Raw genomic sequence first — 20,820 nt, 5'->3', positions numbered from 1 at the left:
CCGGCCGGATGCGCTGACGGGCACCTTCCCCGCGACGGGCCCTTTCCGCTCGTCCTCTTCGGTCACGCGCGCGGCCCACCACCGGCGCCGGCGCGCCGAACCCTCCAGCATGCCACCCGGGTACGACGGAAACGGCCGTTCCGGCCCGGGCGGGGTGGATCCGTCCACAGCACCCCGGTTGTCCACAGGACGCGGCGGCACCCCTGTCGGACGCCGCCCCGCGAGCCCTAACGTCGATCGTGTGTTCGAGCAGCCCGCCCGGGATCCGGGCCCTCCCGTCAACGACCGGCTCGCCTGGCTGGCCGACCAGTTCTCGCCCGACGCGAGCACGGTCGGGCCCGGCGGCCGGCTGGTCCGGCGCTGGCTGCCCGGTGGAGCAGCCGGGGCCGGCCGCCGCCGGTGGGCGTTCGCCGGCGTCCTCGTCTCGGTCGTGGTGATCGTCCTCGGTGCGGTCGCGCTCTTCGGCGGCCCGCCGGTACCCGAGCCACCACCGTCGCTGCCCAGCGCGAAACCGGCGAGCGAAGTGCCGGCCCGGGCGGCGCCCCAGGCCGGTCTCGTCATCAGCGTGATCGGCCGCGTCCGGTCGCCCGGCCTCGTCACCGTGGTCCAGGGCGCCCGCGTCGCGGACGTCCTGCGGGCCGCGGGCGGCGCCGAGCCCGGCGCGGACCTGAGCGCGCTCAACCTCGCCCGCCGGGTGACCGACGGGGAGCAGCTCGCGGTCGGGATCCCGGCACCACCCGCCGCCGTGGCCGCCGGTGCTCCGGCGGCCGCCAAGGTCGATCTCAACGCGGCGAGCGCCGACCAGCTGGACACACTGCCCGGCGTCGGCGAGGTGACGGCCCAGCGGATCGTCCAGTGGCGCACCGAGCACGGCGGCTTCGCGAAGGTCGAGCAACTGCGCGACGTCTCCGGCATCGGGGAGAGCAAGTTCGAAAAGCTGCGCGAGCAGGTGACGGTCGGATGAGCACCCTCCCCACGACCGACACCCGGCAGGACCTGCGGCTCGTCCCGGCGGCGCTGGCGTGCTGGCTCGCCGCACTCGGCGGCCTGCTGCTGGGCTGGTGGACGGCCGTCGCCGTCGGCCTCGCCTCGGCGGTGCTCGCCGGACTGGTGCTCTGGCGGGCGCGAGGGCGTCCCCGGGCGCTCGGCGCGGCCGCGGCCCTGCTGGTGCTCGGACTCGCCGCCGCCGGCCCGGTCGCCTGGCGAATCCGGGACGCGCAACGCGACGACCTCCGCGCGGCTTCGGCCGACGGGCTCCCCGCGTCGGTGCGGGTCGTCGTCGCCGAGCGTCCGAAGCCCGTGCGCGGCGCGGGTTATGCCGATCAGCAGGCCGGTGCCCGGTCGGTGGTGCTGACCGCCGACGTCCGCACGGCGTCGGTCGACGGCCGGCCGGTCACGTCGTCCGGACGCGTCCTGCTCCTGGCGCCGGTCGCGCAGTGGGCGTCATTGCTGCCGGGCCAGGACGTGACGGCGAGCGGCCTGCTGATGGCGCCACGCGGCTCGGACCTGACCGTCGCGGTGCTGTCCGTGCGCGGCCCGCCGGGCGACCTCGGGCCGGCGCCGTGGTGGCAGCGGACCGCGGCCGGGCTGCGCGCCGGACTCCACGACCTGTGCCAGGTCCTGCCCGAGGAACCCGGCGGCCTGCTGCCTGGGCTGGTCTTGGGCGACACGAGCGGGTTGTCGCCGCGGGTCGAGCAGGAGTTCGTCACCGCCGGGCTCGCCCACTTGACCGCGGTCAGCGGGGGAAACCTCGCCGTGGCGTGTGGCGCGGTGCTGCTCCTGCTGCGCTTCCTGCGGCTCGGGCCACGGCTGTCGGCGGTGGCGGCCGGCGCGTGCCTGGCCGGCTTCCTCGTGCTGGTCGGGCCGGAGCCCAGCGTGCTGCGGGCCGGGGTGATGGCGGCGGTCGCGTTGCTGGCTCTGGCGCTGGGCAAGCGAGGCTCGGCGTTGCCCGCGCTGGCGTTCGCGGTGTGCGTGCTGGTGGTGACGGATCCGGCGATGGCGACGGACTTCGGGTTCGCGTTGTCGGTGTTCGCCACGGCCGGGCTGGTGCTCGTCGCGCCACGCTGGGCCGCTGCGCTGGCCCGTCGCGGCGTCCCGCCGGGGTTCGCCGACGGGCTGGCGATTCCGCTGGCCGCCTTCCTCGTGACGGCGCCGGTCATCGCGGGCATGGCGGGGTCGGTGAGCCTGGTTTCGGTGCTGGCCAACGTCCTCGCCGCGCCCGTGGTGGCTCCGGTGACGGTGCTCGGCCTGCTGGCGACGGTGCTCGGTCCCTGGTGGCCGGGCGCCGGGAAGGTCCTGGTGCACCTGGCCGACCCGGAGGCCCGGTGGCTGATCACCGTGGCGCGTCAGGGCGCGCGGGCTCCCGGCGCGGTTGTCGCCTGGCCCGGCGGCTGGTCGGGTGGGCTGCTAGCCGCCGCGGTCCTGGTGGTGCTGGTGCTGGCCGCCCGGCGCCGGCGGGTGCGGCTGGTGCTGGCGGTGCTGGTCGTCGGCGCGCTGCTGATCTTCGTGCCGGTCCGGGTGCTCGCGCCGGCGTGGCCACCGCGGAACTGGGCGATGGTCGAGTGCGACGTCGGGCAGGGCGACGCGGTCGTGCTGGCGACCGCCGAGCCGGGACGCGCGGTCGTCGTGGACACCGGACCCGAGCCGGGGCCGGTGGACGAGTGCCTGCACCGGCTGGCGGTCGACCGGATCCCGCTGCTGGTGCTGAGCCACCTGCACGCCGACCACATCGGCGGGCTGGCGTCGGTCTTCGACGGCCGGGCGGTCGGCGGGATCGCCGTCGGCCCGGGGCGGGCGCCGGAGTGGGCGTGGCGGCAGGTCGCCGCGGAGGCGAAGCGGCAGGGCGTGCCGCTGGTGGAGCTGAGCCCGGGGGAGCGGCTGGCGTGGCCCGGGCTGTCGCTCGACGTGCTCGGCCCGCGCTACGTGCCGGAGCGCTCGGCCGGGCAGCAGGACGGCACGACGATCAACAACAGCTCGGTGGTCTTGCGAGCGCGAAGCCCGGCCGGCCGGGTACTCCTGACCGGTGACGTCGAGCTGGCGGCCCAGGCCGACCTGCTGGCCGACGGCGACGACCTGAAGGCGGAGGTGTTGAAGGTTCCTCACCACGGTTCGCGTTACTCGCTGCCGTCGTTCCTCGCGGCGGTGGCGCCGCGGGTGGCGTTGGTCAGCGTGGGCGCCGGCAACACCTACGGGCACCCGAACAAGTCCACAATGGACAGCCTGAAAGCGTTGGGAGCATTGGTGACCCGGACCGATGTGGATGGTGATACGGCCGTGGTCGGCGACCCGGCCGGGCCGGCGGTAGCGCGCCGGGGCGAGCCGCGTGGCCCGCCCCGGCGGTGAGCGTCAGTAGCCGAGCGCCTCGTTCACGGCCTTGGCGGAAGCCGCCACGGTCGCCTTCGGGCCGATGTGGTTCTCGACCGCGTCGAGGGTCTTGAGGCCGTCGCCGGTGATCAGGAGGACCGTCTCGGCGTCCGGGTCCAGCTTGCCCGTCTCGATCAGCTTCTTCGCCGTCGCGACGGTGACCCCGCCGGCGGTCTCGGTGAAGATGCCTTCGGTGCGGGCCAGCAGCCGGATGCCTTCGACGACCTCTTCGTCGGTGACGTCCTCGATCGCGCCGCCGGTGCGGTTGACGATGTCGAGCACGTAGGGGCCGTCGGCCGGGTTGCCGATCGCCAGCGACTTGGCGATCGTGTCCGGCTTCACGGGCTGGACCACGTCCTGGCCGGCGCGGAAGGCGGCCGACACCGGCGAGCAGCCGGTCGCCTGCGCGCCGAACACCTTGTACGGGCTGGCGTCCACGAGACCGAGCTGGCCCAGCTCGCGGAAACCCTTGTCCACCTTGGTCAGCTGCGAACCGGAGGCGATCGGCACGACGATCTGCGGCGGGATGCGCCAGCCCAGCTGCTCGGCGACCTCGAAGGCCAGCGTCTTCGAGCCTTCCGAGTAGTACGGCCGGACGTTCACGTTCACGAACGCCCACTTCGGGTGCTCGCCGGCGAGCTCGGTGGCGAGGCGGTTGACGTCGTCGTAGTTGCCGTCGACGGCGATCAGGTCGCCGTCGTAGACCGCGGTGGTGAGGATCTTGGCGCGCTCGAGGGTCTTCGGGATCAGCACGACCGACCGCCAGCCGGCGCGGGCCGCGGCGGCGGCCGTCGCGTTGGCCAGGTTGCCGGTCGACGGACAGGCGAGCACCTCGAAGCCGAACTCGCGGGCCGCGGCCAGCGCGACGGCGACGACGCGGTCCTTGAACGAGTGCGTCGGGTTGCCGGTGTCGTCCTTGACCCACAGGCGCTTGAGGCCGAGCTCCTTGGCCAGGCGGTCGGCGCGGATCAGCCGGGTCGCGCCGGGCTCGGTGTTCGGGATCTCTTCGATGTTCGACGGAACCGGAAGGAGCTTCTTGTAGCGCCAGATGTTCTTGGGGCCGGCTTCGATGTCTTCGCGGCGGACGCGGCCGAAGTCGTAAGCGACCTCGAGCGGCGAAAAGTCCTCGGCGGAGACGAACTCCGGCGCGAGCGGCTGCCGGTGGCCCTCTTCCTTCGACACCAGCTCGACGGCGGGACCGAGATCCGGGGTCTTCGTGGTGGAGGTCGTTCCGAGGGTGGCGGTCATCGCGAGGTTCCTTCCTCATCTGCCCCGCCGAAGCGGGCCGGAATTGGCACCGTGGTCGTCAGCTACCCCGCGAATGCGGGATGACGGGCTGTACGCCGGTTGCCGGGGCTTCGTCGGGCCGTTCCCTCTGCCCCTCTGGATGAGCGGTATTCGGTTGTCGGTGCGCGCCAAACTGCGCGCCGCCTCGAGGACACCGTACGACATGGCGCTCGGGCCGTGCCATGCCGGCCGCTCGACATCACCGGAGCGGGCGCACGACACCGCAAGTGAGAGGATCCTCCCGTGACCGCCCAAGCCACCGCCCCGGCCCCGCTGCACCTGGTCCTGGGTGAGGAAGAACTGCTGATCGAGCGCGCCGTCCGCGAGACGCTCGCCGCGGCGCGCGCGCTCGACGCCACGGCCGAGCTGACCCGGGTCCGGGTGTCCGATCTCACAGCCCCCGAGCTGGCCGAACTCGTCAGCCCGTCGCTGTTCAGCGAGGGTCGCGTGATCGTCCTGGAGTCGGGGCAGGACATCTCGCAGGAGCTGGCCGACGCCGTGGCGTCCTACCTGAAGGACCCGGCGGACGGCGTCGTGCTGGTCGTCGTGCACACCGGCGGCGGGCGCAGCAAGGCGGGCAAGACGCTCCCGGCGGTGCTGAAGAAGGCCGGCGCCGAGGTCACGGAGTGCCCGAAGATGACCAAGCCGGCCGAGCGCGAGCAGTTCGTGCGGCACGAGGTGCGCCGTGCGGGCGGCAAGATCGACCCGGCCGGAGTCGCCGCGCTGATCGACGCCGTCGGCTCCGACCTGCGGGAACTCTCCTCGGCGGCGACGCAGCTGGTGGCGGACGCCGGTGGGTCCGTCGACGCCGAAGCGGTCCGCCGCTACCACCGCGGGCGCGCGGACGTGACCGGGTTCGCGGTCGCGGAGAAGGCCGTGAGCGGCGATCGCTCGGCGGCACTGGAGTCGCTGCGCTGGGCGATGCAGCTGGGCGTCCCGCACGTCCTGGTCGCGGACGCACTGGCCGACGCGGTCCGCACGATCGCGCGGGTCTCCGGCGCGGGCCGGGGCAACCCGAACCAGCTGGCGGGCGAGCTGGGCATGCCGCCGTGGAAGATCCGCAAGGCGCAGGGCCAGGTCCGCGGCTGGAACCAGGACGGCCTGGCGACGGCGATGCGCGTGGTGGCGAGGCTGAACGCCGAGGTCAAGGGCGTGGCGGCCGACCCGGGCTACGCGCTGGAGCGCGCGGTCCTCCAGGTGGCGGCCGCCAAGGGCGAGCGCTGATCCCGGACATGAAGAAAGCCCCGGCCGAAGCCGGGGCTTTCTGGGAAATCGAACAGCCGGAAATCAACCAGCTCAGAGCGCGTTGACGCGCTTCGCCAGCGCCGACTTCTTGTTGGCGGCCTGGTTGGCGTGGAGAACGCCCTTCGAGACGGCCTTGTCCAGCTTCTGGGCGGCGTCGCGCTGCAGCTCGACGGCCTTGGCCTTGTCGCCGGCCTCGGCGGCTTCGCGGACCTTGCGGATCGCGGTCTTCACCGAGGACCGGATCGCCTGGTTGCGCAGACGCGCCTTCTCGTTCGTCGTGATGCGCTTGATCTGCGACTTGATGTTGGCCATAGGGGCAACTCCTCTTTCACTCGGTGAGATTCGCCGCCGCGCTGAATTGGCCCCACTCGGAGAGCGGGCTTCCTCCATGACGGAATGCCGCACGGGCAGCGAGAAGCAACTTTAACAGCCGGACCGCGGACGTCCGGCACCGGGAGTACGGTGGGCCGCGGTAGTGCCTAGGGTTCCGTCGCCGGTCCGCAGGCATCTCGCGGTACACAACCAGGACCGGCGGGTCTGGTCCGAGCGGCACCGTCGGCGGGCCCGGACGGCCGGTCGTTCATCTGACGGGGCAAAAGCCTGGAGGACCCGGTTTTCGCGCGCGCGAAAACCCGAAGGGTCCCATGAACACCACCGCCCTGTCCTTCGTCCTCGTCGCCGCGGTCGTGCACGCCGCGTGGAACCTGGCCGCCAAGCGGATCTCCTCCGGCGGCACCCAGTTCGTCTGGCTCTACTACACCGCTTCCGCGGTCATCCTCCTGCCGGTGACGGTCGTGCTGCTGGTCGTCGAACCGCAACGTCCACAGTGGAGCTGGCTGGTGGCCGCCGTGGTCACGTCGGTGCTGCACATCGCCTACGGCATCGTGCTGCAGCACGGGTACCGCGTCGGCGACCTCTCCGTCGTCTACCCGGTCGCGCGGGGCACCGGGCCGCTGTTGTCGGTGCTGGCCGCCGTCCTCGTGCTCGGCGAACGGCCCGGCTGGCTCGGCCTGCTCGGCGCCTTCCTGGTCGTCGCCGGGGTGCTGGTGATCAGCACCGGCCGCAAGGGCGGCGACCCGCACGCGGTCAAGGCCGGCATCCTCTACGGCCTGCTGACCGGCGCCGTCATCGCCGGTTACACCCTCTGGGACGCGCACTCGGTGACCGGTCTCGGCGTGCCGCCGGTCGTCTACTTCGGCCTCGGCTCGATCCTGCAGAGCGTGCTGCTCGTGCCCGGCGCACTGGCCGGCCGCGCCGAGGTGACGCGGATCTGGCGCGAGCAGCGCCGCGAGGTGCTGGTCGTCGCGGTGCTTTCGCCGGTCGCGTACATCCTCGTGCTGTTCGCCCTCACGATGGCGCCGGTCAGCCTGGTCGCGCCCGCCCGCGAGCTGAGCATCGTGCTCGGCGGCCTCGCCGCGTGGCTGGTGCTGGGCGAACGCGACGCCGTGCGGCGGCTCGCCGGGTCGGTGATCGTGCTGTCGGGCATCGCCGCGATTGCGGCCGCCTGAGCGCGTCCGGTAGGGATGGTCGGATGGAAGTCCTGAAGAGCAGGCTGATCGTCCGCCCGCGCGACGCCGGCGCGACGACGGCGTTCTACCGCGACACCCTCGGCCTGGCCGTGGAGCGCGAGTTCCCCGGCGGCATGGTGTTCTTCCTCGGCCACGGCTCCCTGGAGGTCTCCGGCCGGGGCGAGACGGGCTCGTCGCCCGATCTGGTGCTCTGGCTGCAGGTCCGGGATCTGGCCGCCACGATGGCCGACCTGAAGGCGAAGGGCCTGGAGCCGGTGCGCGACGCCCAGCGCGAGCCCTGGGGCCTCGACGAGGCCTGGATCGCCGACCCGGACGGCACGCGCATCGTGCTGGTCGAGGTGCCCGAGGGCCACCCGATCCGCGTGGACACCCGCTAGGCGGGCTTGACGGCGCGCAGCTGCGCGGCCAGCGCGGCGAAGCCGGGCGGGTCCCAGGTCCACGTCTGCAGGTCGGCGAAGCCCGCTCCGGCGGCTTCGTCGGCCAGGACGTGCCTGCTCACGGGCAGCCACTTCTCGTGCGCGGACAGCAGCAGCCGACCGCCGGGGCGCAACACCCGGAACAGCTCGGCGAACCCGGCCGCGCGGTCGTCCCAGAGCATGACGTTGTTGACGGTCAGCACGACGTCCACGGACCCGTCGGGCTCGCCGGTGTGCGCCGCCGACCCTTCCCGCAGCTCAGCGCGGTCGCCGCAGCGCTCGTGGCAGAGCCCGAGCATCTCGGGGGAGGGGTCGACGCCGAGGGCGCGCCCGGCCAGCCGCGCGGCGGCGTCCAGGCCGACGCCGGGGCCGGGTCCGACGACCAGGACGGTCTCGTCGGGCTCGATCCGGGCCAGGTCGACGATGCGCTGCTCGGTCGCGGCGTTGCCCCGCGCCATCACCCAGCCGCCGAGGCGGCCGAGCGGACCGGAGGGGTGACCGAACGCACGGTCGAGAACGCGGGCGAAGCCGCTGGTCTCCGGCTGGGGAGGGGGTGCCGGCTGGTGCGATGTGCTCATACTTCGAGGGCACCACGGATCACGAACACCCGCATCGGGGATGACCCCCACTGGCACCCGGAGGGGCATGGGAGCATAGAGGTGGCCATCCCCGACTTTCCGAGGACTCATTCGAGTGACAGCGCTCAACAAGTTCGCCGACACCACCTTCACGCCTCCGGAGCTCATCCGGAACTTCTGCATCATCGCGCACATCGACCACGGCAAGTCCACCCTGGCCGACCGCATGCTGCAGCTCACCGGCGTCGTGGAAGAGCGGGCCATGCGCGCGCAGTACCTCGACCGGATGGACATCGAGCGCGAGCGCGGGATCACGATCAAGGCGCAGAACGTCCGGCTGCCCTGGAAGGTCGACGGGCAGGACCACGTCCTGCACATGATCGACACCCCCGGCCACGTCGACTTCACCTACGAGGTCTCCCGGGCGCTGGAGGCGTGTGAGGGCGCCGTCCTGCTGGTCGACGCCGCGCAGGGCATCGAGGCCCAGACGCTGGCCAACCTCTACCTCGCCCTGGAGAACAACCTCCAGATCATCCCGGTGCTCAACAAGATCGACCTGCCCTCGGCCGACCCCGACAAGTACGCGGGTGAGCTGGCCCACATCATCGGCTGCGAGCCCGACGACGTCCTGCGGGTCTCGGCCAAGACCGGCATGGGCGTCGGCGCGCTGCTCGACGAGGTCGTGAAGTCGGTCCCGGCGCCGCAGGGCGACGCGGACGCGCCCGCCCGCGCGATGATCTTCGACTCGGTCTACGACACCTACCGCGGCGTCGTCACCTACATCCGCGTCGTCGACGGCAAGATCACCCCGCGCGAGCGCATCAAGATGATGTCCACCGGCGCGACCCACGAGCTCCTGGAAGTCGGCATCATCTCGCCGGAGCCGAAGGCCAGCAAGGGGCTCGGCGTCGGCGAGGTCGGCTACCTGATCACCGGTGTGAAGGACGTCCGGCAGTCGAAGGTCGGCGACACCGTGACGTCGGAACGCCACGGCGCCAAGGAAGCGCTGGCGGGCTACCGCGAACCGAAGCCGATGGTCTACTCCGGACTGTATCCGGTGGACGGCTCCGACTACCCCGAGCTGCGCGAGGCCCTGGACAAGCTCCAGCTGAACGACGCCGCGCTCGACTACGAGCCGGAGACGTCGGTGGCGCTCGGCTTCGGCTTCCGCTGCGGCTTCCTCGGCCTGCTGCACCTGGAGATCACGCGCGACCGGCTCGAGCGCGAGTTCGGCCTCGACCTGATTTCCACCGCGCCCAACGTGGTCTACGACGTGGTGCTGGACGACGGCAAGGAAATCCACGTCACCAACCCGTCGGACTGGCCGACCGGGAGCAAGATCGACAAGGTGCTGGAGCCGGTCAGCAAGGTCAGCATCCTGGCGCCGTCGGAGTTCATCGGCACGATCATGGAGCTGTGCCAGAACAAGCGCGGCCAGCTGCTCGGCATGGACTACCTGTCCGAGGACCGGGTCGAGCTGCGCTACAACATGCCGCTGGGCGAAATCATCTTCGACTTCTTCGACACGCTGAAGTCGCGTACGCGCGGTTACGCGTCGCTGGACTACGAAGAGGCCGGCACGCAGGCGGCGGACCTGGTCAAGGTGGACATCCTGCTACAGGGCGAGGGCGTGGACGCGTTCTCCGCGATCGTGCACAAGGACGACGCCTACAACTACGGCAACCGCATGGTGAACCGCCTCCGCGAGCTGATCCCGCGGCAGAACTTCGAGGTGCCCATCCAGGCGGCCATCGGCGCCCGGATCATCGCCCGCGAAACGATTCGCGCGATCCGCAAGGACGTTCTGGCCAAGTGCTACGGCGGTGACATTTCGCGTAAGCGCAAGCTGCTGGAGAAGCAGAAGGAAGGCAAGAAGCGGATGAAGACCGTGGGCCGGGTCGAGGTCCCGCAGGAGGCCTTCGTCGCCGCACTGTCCACTGAGGACTCGGGAAAGAACAAGAAGTAAGTGTCACGTTGATGTGACAGTGGCGCCCATATCCACGCCTCCGAGTGAATGTGGGCGCCGAACCCGTGTTCGACGCGGTTTCTGTCGGTGCTGTCTGGTTCGCTCTGGTGCGAAGAGCGAAAGGAGAGCACCATGACGGCCATGGCGGACAGCGAGCATCCCACCGATTCGGGCCCCTTGACGGTGCGCGACCTCGAGGGGATCCCGTATGACAGCCGACGCTACGAGCTCATCGACGGGGTGCTCGTCGTGAGCCCTGCGCCCGGCCTGAGACACCAGAAGATCGCCTACCGACTTCACGGCGTCCTGGAGGCTTCGTGCCCGCCCCAGTTCGAGGTCGTCGGGGCGCCGTTCGCGGTGCACCACGGTGACAAGATCGAGCTGCAACCCGACGTCCTGGTCGGCCGGGACGAAGACTTCACCGAGAAGGATCTCCCGGTGCCGCCGGTTCTCGCGGTCGAAGTGCTCTCGCCGAGCACGGCGATCCACGACCTCAACACCAAGAAGGCGATCTACGAGCGGCTCGGCACCCCCAGCTACTGGGTGATCGATCCCGGGGATCCCTCGCTGACCGTGTTCGAGCTGGACGAGGACGGGTGCTACCAGCAGGTGGCCAAGGCGGCGGGCGACGAGGTGCTCGAAGTCGAGCGGCCGTTCCCGGTGCGGATCGTGCCGCGGGAGCTGCTGGGCCGGCTCGGCTGACCGCGGCGGCTCAGCGGATGCGGGGTGTGCCGCGCAGCTGGGCGTGCAGCTGCCGGTTTCGCAGCTCCTTCCGCAGCCGGTCGACCACCGCGTCGAACAGGGCCGGGTCGAGGATCGCCGTCTGGTCGAACTGGCGTCGCTGGGGCGGCGCCGGGGCGAGGCGGCCGCGGGGTGCGTAGCGCTGCACCGAGCTCTCGACGCCTTCGCCGGTGACCAGGTCGACCCAGAGAGCGTCGCGCAGGAAGCCGTCGCCGAAGCGGGCCGAACGGCGCGTCGAGACGTCGGCGATCTGCGACCACGGGATCAGCCGCGTGCTGAGCGTGCCCGCGGGCACGCGGAGGCCTTCGTCGCCGACGGTGAGGTCCTGCAGGCCGGCGAGGCCGCGCTTGAGCCTGCGGGCGCGCGAGAGCTGGAAGGCCACGACGGCGAGGAGCACGGTCGCGGCGTAGGCGCCACCGATCAGCCACGGCGAGAGGCCGCGCACCAGACCGGAGACGAGTGCGGCGCCGAAGCCGGCGTCGGCGACAAGAAGCACGCCGACCAGGACCTTGACGGGCGTCGTGACGCGGGCGGGGGACTCGGACAACGGGTCGGCTCCTGGGTCCGGGCGGGTCAGGGGTTGCCGATGATCCGGTCGGCCGTCACGAACACCGCGACCCGCCGCTCGTCGGCCATCACGCGGTCGTACTCGTCCCAGTCGTCGTGGGTACCGGTGGCGGCGACGAAGACGTCACGCAGGAGCTTCGACAGGCCGGCGGGGTCGAAGGCGGGGTCGGGGTCGTCCGGCCCGACGAGGTGGGTGGCACCGGTGACGGAGACCCAGTTCCAGCCGCGGCGGAAGGTCACGGTGGCATGCCCGGCCCGCCGCAGCAACAGGAGCTTGTGCGCCTTGCCGACCGCGACGTAGGCGACGCCCGGAGCACCGGTCACCGGGTCATCGAAGACACCGGCGTTGACAACGGAGGAGTGAACGGTGCCATCGCCCCGCGTCGTGGCAACGGTGGCCAGGCCATTTTCCCGCAGCGACAGCGTGCGAACCTGCTCCAGATCAACGCTCATGCCCCAACCTAACCCGCCGGGCCGACCGGGTGTTCCGCTTTCACCGGCTGAAGTGCGGTGCTGACCGTCCGCACAGCCCGGCACCATTCCCCGCGCGGCGTTCGGGTGACCGTCGAGCGGGCGCGTTGCGGCGCGGCACCCACCGGCGATCTCCTGGTTCGACACCGAGGGGGGACGATGGCACGAGGCCTGTGTTTTCGCGACGCTGTTCGCCTCCTGGGCGGCGCTGACAACCGGACGGTCGCCGCGCTCGACAAGCTCGCCGGCGGAGTGCTCCTGGCCGCGGCAGCCGCGGGCGCGGACTTCGCGCTCGGCCTCTTCGATCCGAAGGCCGAGTTCGCCCGGTTGACCGGCGTTCTGGCTTCGGGCCTGCGGGATCGGCTGAGCGGCCTGAGCCGGGCCGATCGCACTCATCGGCTGACCGCGGCGCACGCGGTCGCGGTGCTCGCGTCCTTCTTCGAGGTGCTGTCGGAGATCAAGCTTCCTCCGGAACTGCGTGACCTCCGGCTCGACCGCGCCGACCAGCTGCGGGTGGCGCTCCACAGCCCGCACACGGCCAGGCGGTTGGATCGCCTGCTCGCCGCGGTGGTGGAGGACGACATCCCGATCCCCGCGCCGCACCAGCCGTATGAAGACGTGCTCCGGAGCTTGGACCGTTATTACCGGCAGCTGGCGGCGCGGACCCGGGACTTCCTGACCGGGCTGGCCGGCTGGGAGCTCCTGGACGAGACCGGCCGCGGGCGGTTCGAGCGCCGGCTCGCCGAGCTGAACGCCCATGCGGTGACCCGGTACGAAGCGCACTACCGGCGGTTGGCCGTCGAGTTCCCCGAGTTCGCGTTCTGGGCCGGTCTGCGGGACCACCAGGCGACCCGTGCGGCGGTCCGCGACCTCGGCGCCGGTCTCGCGGGGCTGGAACGCGCCCTCGCCGGACTCGCGAGCGCGCCACCAGGCGCGCACCCGCTGCGGCTCGCCCACCGCGGTGCCCTCGACCGGCCCATGATCTCGATCCGAGACGTCCCCGCCGGCCTGAACATCCCCACGCTGGCAGACGCCTACGTGACGCCACGGTTCCGCGTCGCCGAAATCGGTGCCTCCGATCCGGTCGCGTCCGAGCGCTGGTGGTTGCAGCGGGACGTGCGCGACGACCTCCCGGCGTTCCTCGTCGGCCACCTGACCGCGCCGCAGGCGACCCGGGCTCCGCTGCTCGTCCTCGGCCAGCCCGGCGCCGGGAAGTCGATCCTCACGCAGATACTCGCGGCGCGGCTCGCGACGGCCGAATACCTCGTGGTGCGGGTCGTGCTCCGCGAGGTGCGCGTCGAAGCCGACCTGCAGAGCCACATCGAGGACGCGGTGCGGGTCGCGACCGGCGAGGACCACACCTGGCCCGCGTTGACCCGCGAGGCCGCGGGCGCGCTCCCGGTCATCCTCCTCGACGGCTTCGACGAACTGCTCCAGGCCACGGGCGCGAGCCAGTCCGACTACTTGGAGCGGGTGGCCGAGTTCCAGCGTCGGGAAGCGGCCCTCGGCCGGCCGGTCGTGGTGCTCGTGACCAGCCGGACGGCGGTCGCCGACCGCGCGCGTCCCGCCTACGAGATGATCGCCGTGCGGCTGGAGCCCTTCGACGCCGACCAGGTCGGGCAGTGGCTCGACGTGTGGAACCGCGGCAACGCCACCTACTTCTCCGACAGTGGTCTGTGCCCGTTGACCGCGGCCGTGGTGGCGCCGCACGCCGAGCTCGCCGGCCAGCCGCTGATGCTGCTCATGCTGGCGCTCTACGACGCCGACGACAACTCGTTGCAGCACCACGACGCCGCGCTCGGACAGGCCGAGCTGTACGAACAGCTGCTGGCCCGGTTCGCCGCGAGGGAAGTCCTCAAGTCCGGAGGTGGCCTGACACCCGCGGAGTTCCGCCAGGCCACCGAGCAAGAACTGCTGCGGTTGTCGGTCGCCGCGTTCGCGATGTTCAACCGGACCCGCCAGTGGGTCACCGAGGCGGAGCTGGACGCCGATCTCGCGGCGTTGCTCACCTCTCCGCAGCGGCCCACCGCGGACCTGCGGGCCGCGCTGACCGCGGCCCAGCTGATGTTCGGCCGCTTCTACTTCATCCACGAAACCCAGGCCGTCCAGGACGACCGGCGGCTGCGCACCTACGAGTTCCTCCACGCGACTTTCGGGGAATACCTGGTCGGCCGTCTCGTCACGGAAGAGCTGGGCGACCTGACCGCCGCGGCCCGGACGATGGCCCACCGGGGCCGCCCCGGAGTACTCGAAGACTCCTTCCTGTACGCGCTGCTTTCGTTCGCCCCCTTGGTCATGCGCGAAACCACCGTCTCGTTCATCGGGGAGCGGCTGGCCGCTGTCCCCGATGCCGATCGCGCGGTGCTGCGGGAGCTGCTCCTTTCCCTGGTGCGGCAGGCACTCGAACTCCGGCACAGCGATGCCTTCGCCGGCTACCGGCCGAGGCCGGCGACGCAGCCGGAACGGCACGCGGCGTATTCGGTCAACCTGACCATCCTGCTCGTCCTCGTGAGCGGACGGCTCTGTGTCGACGATCTGTTTCCCGGTGCCGCCGAACCGATCGACGCCTGGCGCCGGTTGACGCTGCTGTGGCGTTCGCAGCTACCCGGAGAGGGCTGGAAGGGGCTCATCCACCGGTTCACGGTGGAGCGAGACTGGCGCGGCGAGCGCCGCACGGCGTACGTCGTCCCGATCCATTCGGCGGGCACCTGGAGCCCGGATACCTATTGGACCTACGGCCGGTACTGGCCGGGCCACCCGAAACGGCCGGGCGAGCCGTACCAGGGTCTGGGCTGGTACGAGGGCACTTACGGCTACCTCCGCAACCAAGGACGGTTCCAGTGCGAGGCCGACGACGAAGTCGTCCTGCACGCACTCGATCCGTTCCACGATGACCTCAGCGCCGCCGTGTTCACCTTCCACCACGTCGGCGGCCGGCCGCGACCGGTGTCCGGAGCGCACGCGCTGATCGCCCTCTGGCTGACGGCGACCGGTCCCGCCGACATGGACGCCTTGACCCAGGCGTTCGAGGTGGCTTGGGAGTTCGCGGCGCACGGCTTCGCGCCGAGCGACATCGACCAGCGGCATCGGTACCGCGTCCACGTCCTGTGGCTCCTGGCGTTGATCGCACGCCGTGTTCCCCGCGGCTGGCTCGGCACGCAGTTGTCCGAGTTGGAGGATCTGGCGAAGAAAGAAGACCGGGACTACGACAACAGCCTCCTGGTCCTGCTCCAGGATCTGGAACTGGACGACCCCGACGCCTTCGTGTGAGGGCGCCGGGGCCGACCAGGGTTGCTCAACAGGCGCCGTTGTCGGTCCACACTCCCCACTGGCCTGTTGTTCCCGGCTCCTCGCCCTGCGTCCACCAGCCCGCTTTCCACTTGTGGCCGTTGTGCGACACCACGTTTCCGCCCGTGTACACCTGCGAAGCGCTCCAAGCCGGGTCCGTGCACGTCCCCGGCTGAGTCGTCCCTCCCGTGTCCCACGAAACCTGCGACGACCGGTAGAAGTTGATCGACTGGGCCACCCAACGCGGTGCCTGGGCGCCCAACCGGGTCCGGAATGCCGTCCAGTCGTGCGTCGACCAGGGCGACCAGCCCAGCTCCGCGTGCGCGGCCAAGCGGGGGAACGCCAGGTAGTCGATGTCCGAAGGCGTCACCACCGTCTCCGTCCACAACGGGGACTCCACTCCGCGGACCGCCGACTCGCCGACCCCCGACAGGTACGCGCCCGGGTTCCAGCCGTACGCGTCCTGGACCTCGATGTAGCCCGCCCACGACAGGCCGATGGGCGTCGAGCTGTTGTACTTCATGTCCAGGTACGCCTTGTTCGCCGGCGACAGGATCACCTTGCTGCCGCGGGAAACCGCCGTCGAGACGCCCGAATTCGACGTCGTCGTCCCCCAGAACTGCGGGACCGCGGACGCCGGCAGCGCGGCCTTCGCGATGTCGTGCCAGCCCACCACCGACTTGCCCGTCGCCGCGACCAGGGGGAGGACCTTGTTCACGAACGTCACGTAGTCCGCCGCCGACGTCGACTGGGCCTCGTCGCCGCCGATGTGGATGTACTGGCCCGGGGTCAGGGCCGCCAGCTCGCGCAGGACGTCCGCGATGAACGTGTACGTGATGTCCTTCGAGATGCACAGCGAGCTGTAGCCGACCGCCGTGTCCGTCCGCAGCGCCGGGGCCACCCCGTTGCAGTTCAGCTCCGCGTACGACGCCAGCGCCGCGTTCACGTGCCCCGGCATGTCGATCTCCGGGATCACCGTGATGTGGCGCGAAGCCGCGTAGTTCACGATGTCCGTGTACTGCGCCTTCGTGTAGTAGCCGCCCGCGCCGCCGCCGACCTGGGTGCTGCCGCCGTACGTCGTCAGGCGGGGCCAGCTGTCGATCTGGATGCGCCAGCCCTGGTCGTCGGCGAGGTGCAGGTGCAGGTTGTTGATCTTGTACTGGGCGAGCTCGTCGATGTACCGCTTGACCGTCGACACCGGGTGGAAGTGCCGCGCCACGTCGAGCATCGCGCCGCGGTAGCCGAACCGCGGGTAGTCGACGATCGTCGCGCCCGGGATGCTCCATGGCCCAGTCTGCAGGGCCGGGCTTTCCACCCGGCCCGGCAGCATCTGCCGCAGCGTCTGGACGCCGGCGAAGAGCCCGTCGGCCGTCTGGGCGCGCACGGTGACCGAGGACGCCGTCGACACGAGCTGGTAGCCCTGCGTGCCGACGGACGCGGGCGCGCCGCTCAGCAGCAGCGCGATGCTGTCGGACGGCACGGTCGCCGGCGCGTCGGACACCGGCAGGGCGAAGCCGGTCGACGGCCGCAGCACCCCGGCCAAGTAGGTTCCGACGTCCTTGGCCGGCGCCGACCCGGCCTCGGTGACGATCTTCGTCGTCGAGACCAGCGGGAACGTGATCCCGGCCGCCGGGGTCACCGACGCCGGCACGGGCACGATCGACTGCAGCGCCGGGGTGGCCGCCGCGGCGGGCGCCAGCTGGGCGGCGGTCGCACTGGCACCGATCAGCGCCAGCACGGCGAGTGCGCGGCCGAGGCGGCGCGCGGGGGACGTCTTCACCGGGCCTCCTCGTCTGACGCGCGGCCGGAGCGCCGCGCTCGGGATGTCTTCACCGGGACCTCCTGGCGGGATGGGCACGACATCGCCGTCGCACCTGCCCGGATCGTCGCATTTTCGGCGGTCGTGGTCTAGACCAGTCTGGGTGGTTAAGCTCGTGCCGTGACGCGGGACTTCGTGCCGGGATCGCCGTTCGCGCTGCTGTCGGAGGCCGAAACGGCCGCTTGGTACGCCTACATGAAGGTGCACCTGCGCCTGGACTACGAGCTGAACCGGCAGCTGCGGGCCGACAGCGGTCTTTCGCTCGCCGACTACCACGTCCTGGTGGCGCTGACGAGCGGGTCCGAGGGGCGGATGCGGGTGACCGACCTCGCGATCCGCATCGGCTGGGAGCGCAGCAGGCTGTCGCACCACCTGAAGCGGATGCGGGAGCGCGGGCTGGTCGAGACCGGGACCGCCGCCGACGACCGCCGGGCCACGGAGGTGGTGCTGTCCGAAGCCGGCTGGGAGGCGTTGCGGCAGGCCGCGCCGGACCACGTCGGGTTCGTGCGCCAGGCGTTCCTGGACGCCCTCGGGCCCGGCGAGCTGGCGCAGTGGACAGCGCTGCTCGATCGCGTCTACGACCGGCTCGTCGGGAACGGCACCCTGCCGCGGCCGGAAGACCACCCCTGACAGTTGCGTGACATGTCACGTAATATGGCGGCGAACCCGGGAGGTAGTGATGGCGACGGTGGCCGAACTGATGGAAGCCAATCTGCTGGCGGTCTTCAACGAGCGCGATGACGAGCGACGGGCGAAGGCGATCGCCGCGACCTACGCGGCCGACGTCGTCTTCGCCGATCCCGAAGGCACCGCGACCGGGCACGACGAGCTGAACGCCAAGGCCAAAGGGCTGCTGGACCAGTCGCCGGGCTTCGTGTTCGCCGCGGCCGGTCCGGTGCTGGTCAACCACGACCTGGGCCACCTGGCCTGGGCGTTCGGTCCCGAGGGCGCGCCGCCGGTCGCGCGGGGGATCGATGTCGCCCTCGTCGAGGACGGGCGCATCAAGAAGCTCTACACCATGCTGCTGCCGGGCTGAGGCGATTACGCTCGGGAGCATGTTCGACGAGCTGACGTTCCCGGTCATCGCCGCTCCGATGGCGGGCGGGCCGACCACCCCCGAGCTGGTCGCCGCGGTCGGCGAGGCCGGCGGGTTCGGCTTCCTTTCGGCCGGCATGCTCACGCCCGCGGCGCTCGCCGCGCAGATCGACCGCACGCGGGAGCTGACCGGCCGCGGGTTCGGCGTCAACCTCTTCGTACCCCAGCCCGACACCGGCGCCGACGTCTCCGCGCATCGCGAGCGTCTGCAGGCCTTCGCCCGCGAATACGACGTCGAGCTCGGCGAGCCGAAGTGGGACGACGACGCGTACCCCGCGAAGCTGGACGTCGTGCTCGAGAAGCGCATTCCCGTGGTGTCGTTCACCTTCGGGCCGCCGTCGCCCTCGGACGTCGTCCGGCTGCACGAAGCCGGCAGCGCGGTCGTCGTCACCGTGACCACCCCGGAGGCCGCGCATCGGGCCGCCGACCTCGGCGCCGACGCCCTCGTCCTGCAGGGCTTCGAAGCGGGCGGCCACCGCTCCCTGTTCACCGACGACGCGAACCGGCCCGGCGGCGGTGCCGAATACGGCGTCCTGGCGCTGCTGCGGCTCGTCGCCGCCCACGTCGACCTGCCGCTGATCGCGGCTGGAGGCTTGGTGCACGGTGCGGACGTCGCCGCCGTGCTCGCCGCGGGAGCCGTCGCCGCTCAGCTGGGCACGGTCTTCCTGCGCGCCGACGAAGCCGGGACGTCCGAGGCGCACCGCAAGGCCCTGGCGCTGGCCGAGCGCGAGACGGCGTTCACCCGCGCCTTCAGCGGCCGCCCGGCGCGCGGGCTCGTCAACAGGTTCATGGACGCGCTCTCCGACGGCGCGCCCGCGGCCTACCCGCAGCTGAACAGCCTCGCCGGGCCGGTGCGCAAGGCCGCGGCGAAGGCCGGCGACCCGGAAGCGATCTCGCTGTGGGCGGGCCAGACCTACCCGCTCGCCTACGACGCGTCGGCCGCCGTCATCCTCGAGCGGCTGAAGGTCGAGGCGCGCGACGCCGCCGCACGCCTCGACCGCATCCGCTAGCTGTCCGAGCCGCCGGTGCGGTTCAGCAGCGAGTGGCGCTTGCTGTAGGCGAAGTAGACGATCATGCCGAGCACGAACCAGACGGCGAACCGGATCCAGGTCTCCGGCTGCAGGAACGTGATCAGCCAGATCGAGAACACGATGCCGATCGCGGGGACCACCGGCATGCCGGGTGTCTTGAACGTCCGCGGCAGGTCCGGCTGCTTGTAGCGCAGCACGATCACCGCGACGCAGACGACGACGAACGCGAGCAGGATGCCGATGTTCGTCAGCTCCGCGGCCTCGCCGATCGGCAGCACGCCGGCGATGATCGCGGACGCACCGCCGAGCAGCCACGTCATCCGGCTCGGCACCTGCCGCTTGACGTTCGTCTTGCCGAACCACGGCGGCAGCAGGCCGTCGCGGCTCATCGAGTAGCCGACCCGCGTGGCGCCCATCAGGAACGTGAACAGCACGGTGAGGATGCCGACGATGGCGCCGATCGCGATCACCGTGGCCAGCCCGGAGAGGCCGACCGACTTGAACGCCGTCGAGAAGCCGCTCTTCGGGTCGATCTCGGTGTACTTCTGCATGCCGGTCAGCACCAGGCAGGCCAGGACGTACAGCACCATCGAAATGGCCAGCGAGTAGAGGATCGCCTTCGGCATGTGCCGTTGCGCGTCCTTCGACTCCTCCGCGGCCGTGCTCATGGCGTCGTAGCCGAAGACGGCGAAGAACACCGTGGCCGCGCCGGTGACCGCGCCGCCGAAGCCGGCCGGGGCGAACGGCGTGTAGTTGCCCGTCTTGACGTAGAAGAAGCCGACCAGGATGACCACCAGCACGATCAGGACCTTGATCCCGACCATCGCCGTCTCGAACCGGGCCGCACTGCGGATACCGCGGTTGAGCAGGAACGCGATCAGCAGGCACAGGAGCGCGGCGAACAGGTCGACCTTGTGGCCCGGGCCGGTGCCGGGCGCGCCGAGCATCCAGGCGGGCAGGTCGAGGCCGAGCTGGCCGAGCAGGAAGCTGAAGTAGCCGGAGATGCCGATCGCCACCACCGCCACTATCGCGGTGTACTCCAGCAGCAGGTCCCAGCCGATGAACCAGCCGACGACCTCGCCGAGCACCGCGTACCCGTAGGTGTAGGCCGAACCGGCCTTCGGGATCAGGCCCGCGAACTCGGCGTAGGAGAACGCGGCCGCGGCGCTCGCGACGCCGGCGATGAGGAACGAGATCAGCACGGCCGGGCCGACGCCGGGGATGCCCGCCGAGTCGTCGCCGTGCGCGACGCTGCCGGCGAGGGCGAAGATCCCGGCGCCGATGATGCCGCCGATACCGATGGCGGTCAGCTGCCACAGACCCAAAGTCCGTTTCAGGCCACCTTCTTCCGAGGTGTCCTGGATCTGGTCGATCGGCTTGCGCCGGAAGATGCCGGAGCCGGCACCCACTGGAGCGGACATCAT

Annotated in this window: 18 protein-coding genes and 1 riboswitch; of the genes, 11 read left to right on the top strand and 7 right to left on the bottom strand. The window is 71.4% G+C overall.

Annotation, left to right across the window (positions count from 1 at the left end):
• The first annotated feature begins 241 nt into the window (after positions 1-241).
• The gene (locus ACZ7OU_RS41690; RefSeq protein ID WP_470259525.1) at positions 242-964 is read left to right on the top strand and encodes a ComEA family DNA-binding protein; all 723 of its coding nucleotides are present in this window, start codon (positions 242-244) and stop codon (positions 962-964) included.
• A complete protein-coding gene (locus ACZ7OU_RS41685) occupies positions 961-3,342 on the top strand; it encodes a ComEC/Rec2 family competence protein (RefSeq protein ID WP_470259524.1) in 2,382 nt (793 codons plus the stop codon). Before ACZ7OU_RS41690 ends, ACZ7OU_RS41685 begins: the two co-directional genes overlap by 4 nt.
• A gap of 3 nt (positions 3,343-3,345) precedes the next feature.
• Here ACZ7OU_RS41685 and thrC read toward each other — a convergent pair whose 3' ends face one another.
• Positions 3,346-4,611, bottom strand: a complete 1,266-nt coding sequence (thrC, locus tag ACZ7OU_RS41680; protein ID WP_470259523.1) for a threonine synthase — start codon at positions 4,609-4,611, stop codon at positions 3,346-3,348.
• 12 nt (positions 4,612-4,623) lie between these two features.
• Positions 4,624-4,757: riboswitch (SAM riboswitch) on the bottom strand.
• 136 nt (positions 4,758-4,893) lie between these two features.
• On the opposite strand from thrC, the gene holA reads away from it, so the two are divergent.
• A complete protein-coding gene (gene holA / locus ACZ7OU_RS41675) occupies positions 4,894-5,874 on the top strand; it encodes a DNA polymerase III subunit delta (protein ID WP_470245934.1) in 981 nt (326 codons plus the stop codon).
• Between the two features lie 72 nt (positions 5,875-5,946).
• Here holA and rpsT read toward each other — a convergent pair whose 3' ends face one another.
• Positions 5,947-6,207 carry a 30S ribosomal protein S20 gene (rpsT, locus tag ACZ7OU_RS41670; protein ID WP_360672178.1) on the bottom strand — a complete coding sequence of 87 codons (261 nt, stop codon included), beginning with the start codon at positions 6,205-6,207 and terminating at the stop codon, positions 5,947-5,949.
• 332 nt (positions 6,208-6,539) lie between these two features.
• On the opposite strand from rpsT, the gene ACZ7OU_RS41665 reads away from it, so the two are divergent.
• Both ACZ7OU_RS41665 and ACZ7OU_RS41660 read left to right on the top strand, forming a co-directional pair.
• Positions 6,540-7,403 carry a DMT family transporter gene (locus tag ACZ7OU_RS41665; RefSeq protein ID WP_470245935.1) on the top strand — a complete coding sequence of 288 codons (864 nt, stop codon included), beginning with the start codon at positions 6,540-6,542 and terminating at the stop codon, positions 7,401-7,403.
• A 23-nt stretch (positions 7,404-7,426) separates the two neighbouring features.
• Positions 7,427-7,801 (top strand): VOC family protein, encoded by a 375-nt coding sequence (locus ACZ7OU_RS41660; RefSeq protein ID WP_470259522.1) that lies wholly within the window; start codon positions 7,427-7,429, stop codon positions 7,799-7,801.
• On the opposite strand, the gene ACZ7OU_RS41655 is transcribed toward ACZ7OU_RS41660, so the two are convergent.
• The gene (locus ACZ7OU_RS41655; protein ID WP_470245937.1) at positions 7,798-8,418 is read right to left on the bottom strand and encodes a class I SAM-dependent methyltransferase; all 621 of its coding nucleotides are present in this window, start codon (positions 8,416-8,418) and stop codon (positions 7,798-7,800) included. The two genes, ACZ7OU_RS41660 and ACZ7OU_RS41655, sit on opposite strands and share 4 nt — an antisense overlap.
• Before the next feature lie 115 nt (positions 8,419-8,533).
• On the opposite strand from ACZ7OU_RS41655, the gene lepA reads away from it, so the two are divergent.
• Both lepA and ACZ7OU_RS41645 read left to right on the top strand, forming a co-directional pair.
• On the top strand, positions 8,534-10,384 hold the full coding sequence (lepA, locus tag ACZ7OU_RS41650) for a translation elongation factor 4 (RefSeq protein WP_470245938.1): 1,851 nt from the start codon (positions 8,534-8,536) through the stop codon (positions 10,382-10,384).
• A gap of 132 nt (positions 10,385-10,516) precedes the next feature.
• On the top strand, positions 10,517-11,086 hold the full coding sequence (locus ACZ7OU_RS41645; protein ID WP_470259521.1) for a Uma2 family endonuclease: 570 nt from the start codon (positions 10,517-10,519) through the stop codon (positions 11,084-11,086).
• 10 nt (positions 11,087-11,096) lie between these two features.
• Here the strand turns inward: ACZ7OU_RS41645 and ACZ7OU_RS41640 are convergent, their stop codons facing one another.
• Both ACZ7OU_RS41640 and ACZ7OU_RS41635 read right to left on the bottom strand, forming a co-directional pair.
• Positions 11,097-11,672 (bottom strand): PH domain-containing protein, encoded by a 576-nt coding sequence (locus ACZ7OU_RS41640; RefSeq protein ID WP_470259520.1) that lies wholly within the window; start codon positions 11,670-11,672, stop codon positions 11,097-11,099.
• A gap of 26 nt (positions 11,673-11,698) precedes the next feature.
• Positions 11,699-12,145: a pyridoxamine 5'-phosphate oxidase family protein gene (locus ACZ7OU_RS41635; protein ID WP_470259519.1), complete on the bottom strand. Its 447-nt coding sequence runs from the start codon at positions 12,143-12,145 to the stop codon at positions 11,699-11,701.
• Positions 12,146-12,322: 177 nt separating this feature from the next.
• On the opposite strand from ACZ7OU_RS41635, the gene ACZ7OU_RS41630 reads away from it, so the two are divergent.
• The gene (locus tag ACZ7OU_RS41630; RefSeq protein WP_470259518.1) at positions 12,323-15,433 is read left to right on the top strand and encodes an NACHT domain-containing protein; all 3,111 of its coding nucleotides are present in this window, start codon (positions 12,323-12,325) and stop codon (positions 15,431-15,433) included.
• Positions 15,434-15,458: 25 nt separating this feature from the next.
• Here the strand turns inward: ACZ7OU_RS41630 and ACZ7OU_RS41625 are convergent, their stop codons facing one another.
• Positions 15,459-17,231 carry a family 20 glycosylhydrolase gene (locus tag ACZ7OU_RS41625; RefSeq protein ID WP_470259517.1) on the bottom strand — a complete coding sequence of 591 codons (1,773 nt, stop codon included), beginning with the start codon at positions 17,229-17,231 and terminating at the stop codon, positions 15,459-15,461.
• Between the two features lie 159 nt (positions 17,232-17,390).
• On the opposite strand from ACZ7OU_RS41625, the gene ACZ7OU_RS41620 reads away from it, so the two are divergent.
• From ACZ7OU_RS41620 to ACZ7OU_RS41610, 3 genes are read left to right on the top strand one after another with little or no spacing between them, the layout of a single operon-like run.
• Positions 17,391-17,900 (top strand): MarR family winged helix-turn-helix transcriptional regulator, encoded by a 510-nt coding sequence (locus tag ACZ7OU_RS41620; protein WP_470245944.1) that lies wholly within the window; start codon positions 17,391-17,393, stop codon positions 17,898-17,900.
• 49 nt (positions 17,901-17,949) lie between these two features.
• Complete coding sequence (locus tag ACZ7OU_RS41615) at positions 17,950-18,306, top strand: nuclear transport factor 2 family protein (RefSeq protein WP_470259516.1); 357 nt, start codon at positions 17,950-17,952, stop codon at positions 18,304-18,306.
• Between the two features lie 19 nt (positions 18,307-18,325).
• Positions 18,326-19,375 (top strand): NAD(P)H-dependent flavin oxidoreductase, encoded by a 1,050-nt coding sequence (locus ACZ7OU_RS41610; protein ID WP_470259515.1) that lies wholly within the window; start codon positions 18,326-18,328, stop codon positions 19,373-19,375.
• On the opposite strand, the gene ACZ7OU_RS41605 is transcribed toward ACZ7OU_RS41610, so the two are convergent.
• Entirely contained in the window at positions 19,372-20,817 is a 1,446-nt protein-coding gene (locus ACZ7OU_RS41605; protein WP_470245947.1) for an amino acid permease, read from the bottom strand. The two genes, ACZ7OU_RS41610 and ACZ7OU_RS41605, sit on opposite strands and share 4 nt — an antisense overlap.
• Positions 20,818-20,820 lie beyond the last annotated feature (3 nt).

It is taken from the genome of Amycolatopsis sp. NPDC114505, assembly GCF_055633615.1.
The sequence above is the reverse complement of the archived record's forward strand: the minus strand, read 5'-3'. Positions and strand labels throughout refer to the sequence as shown.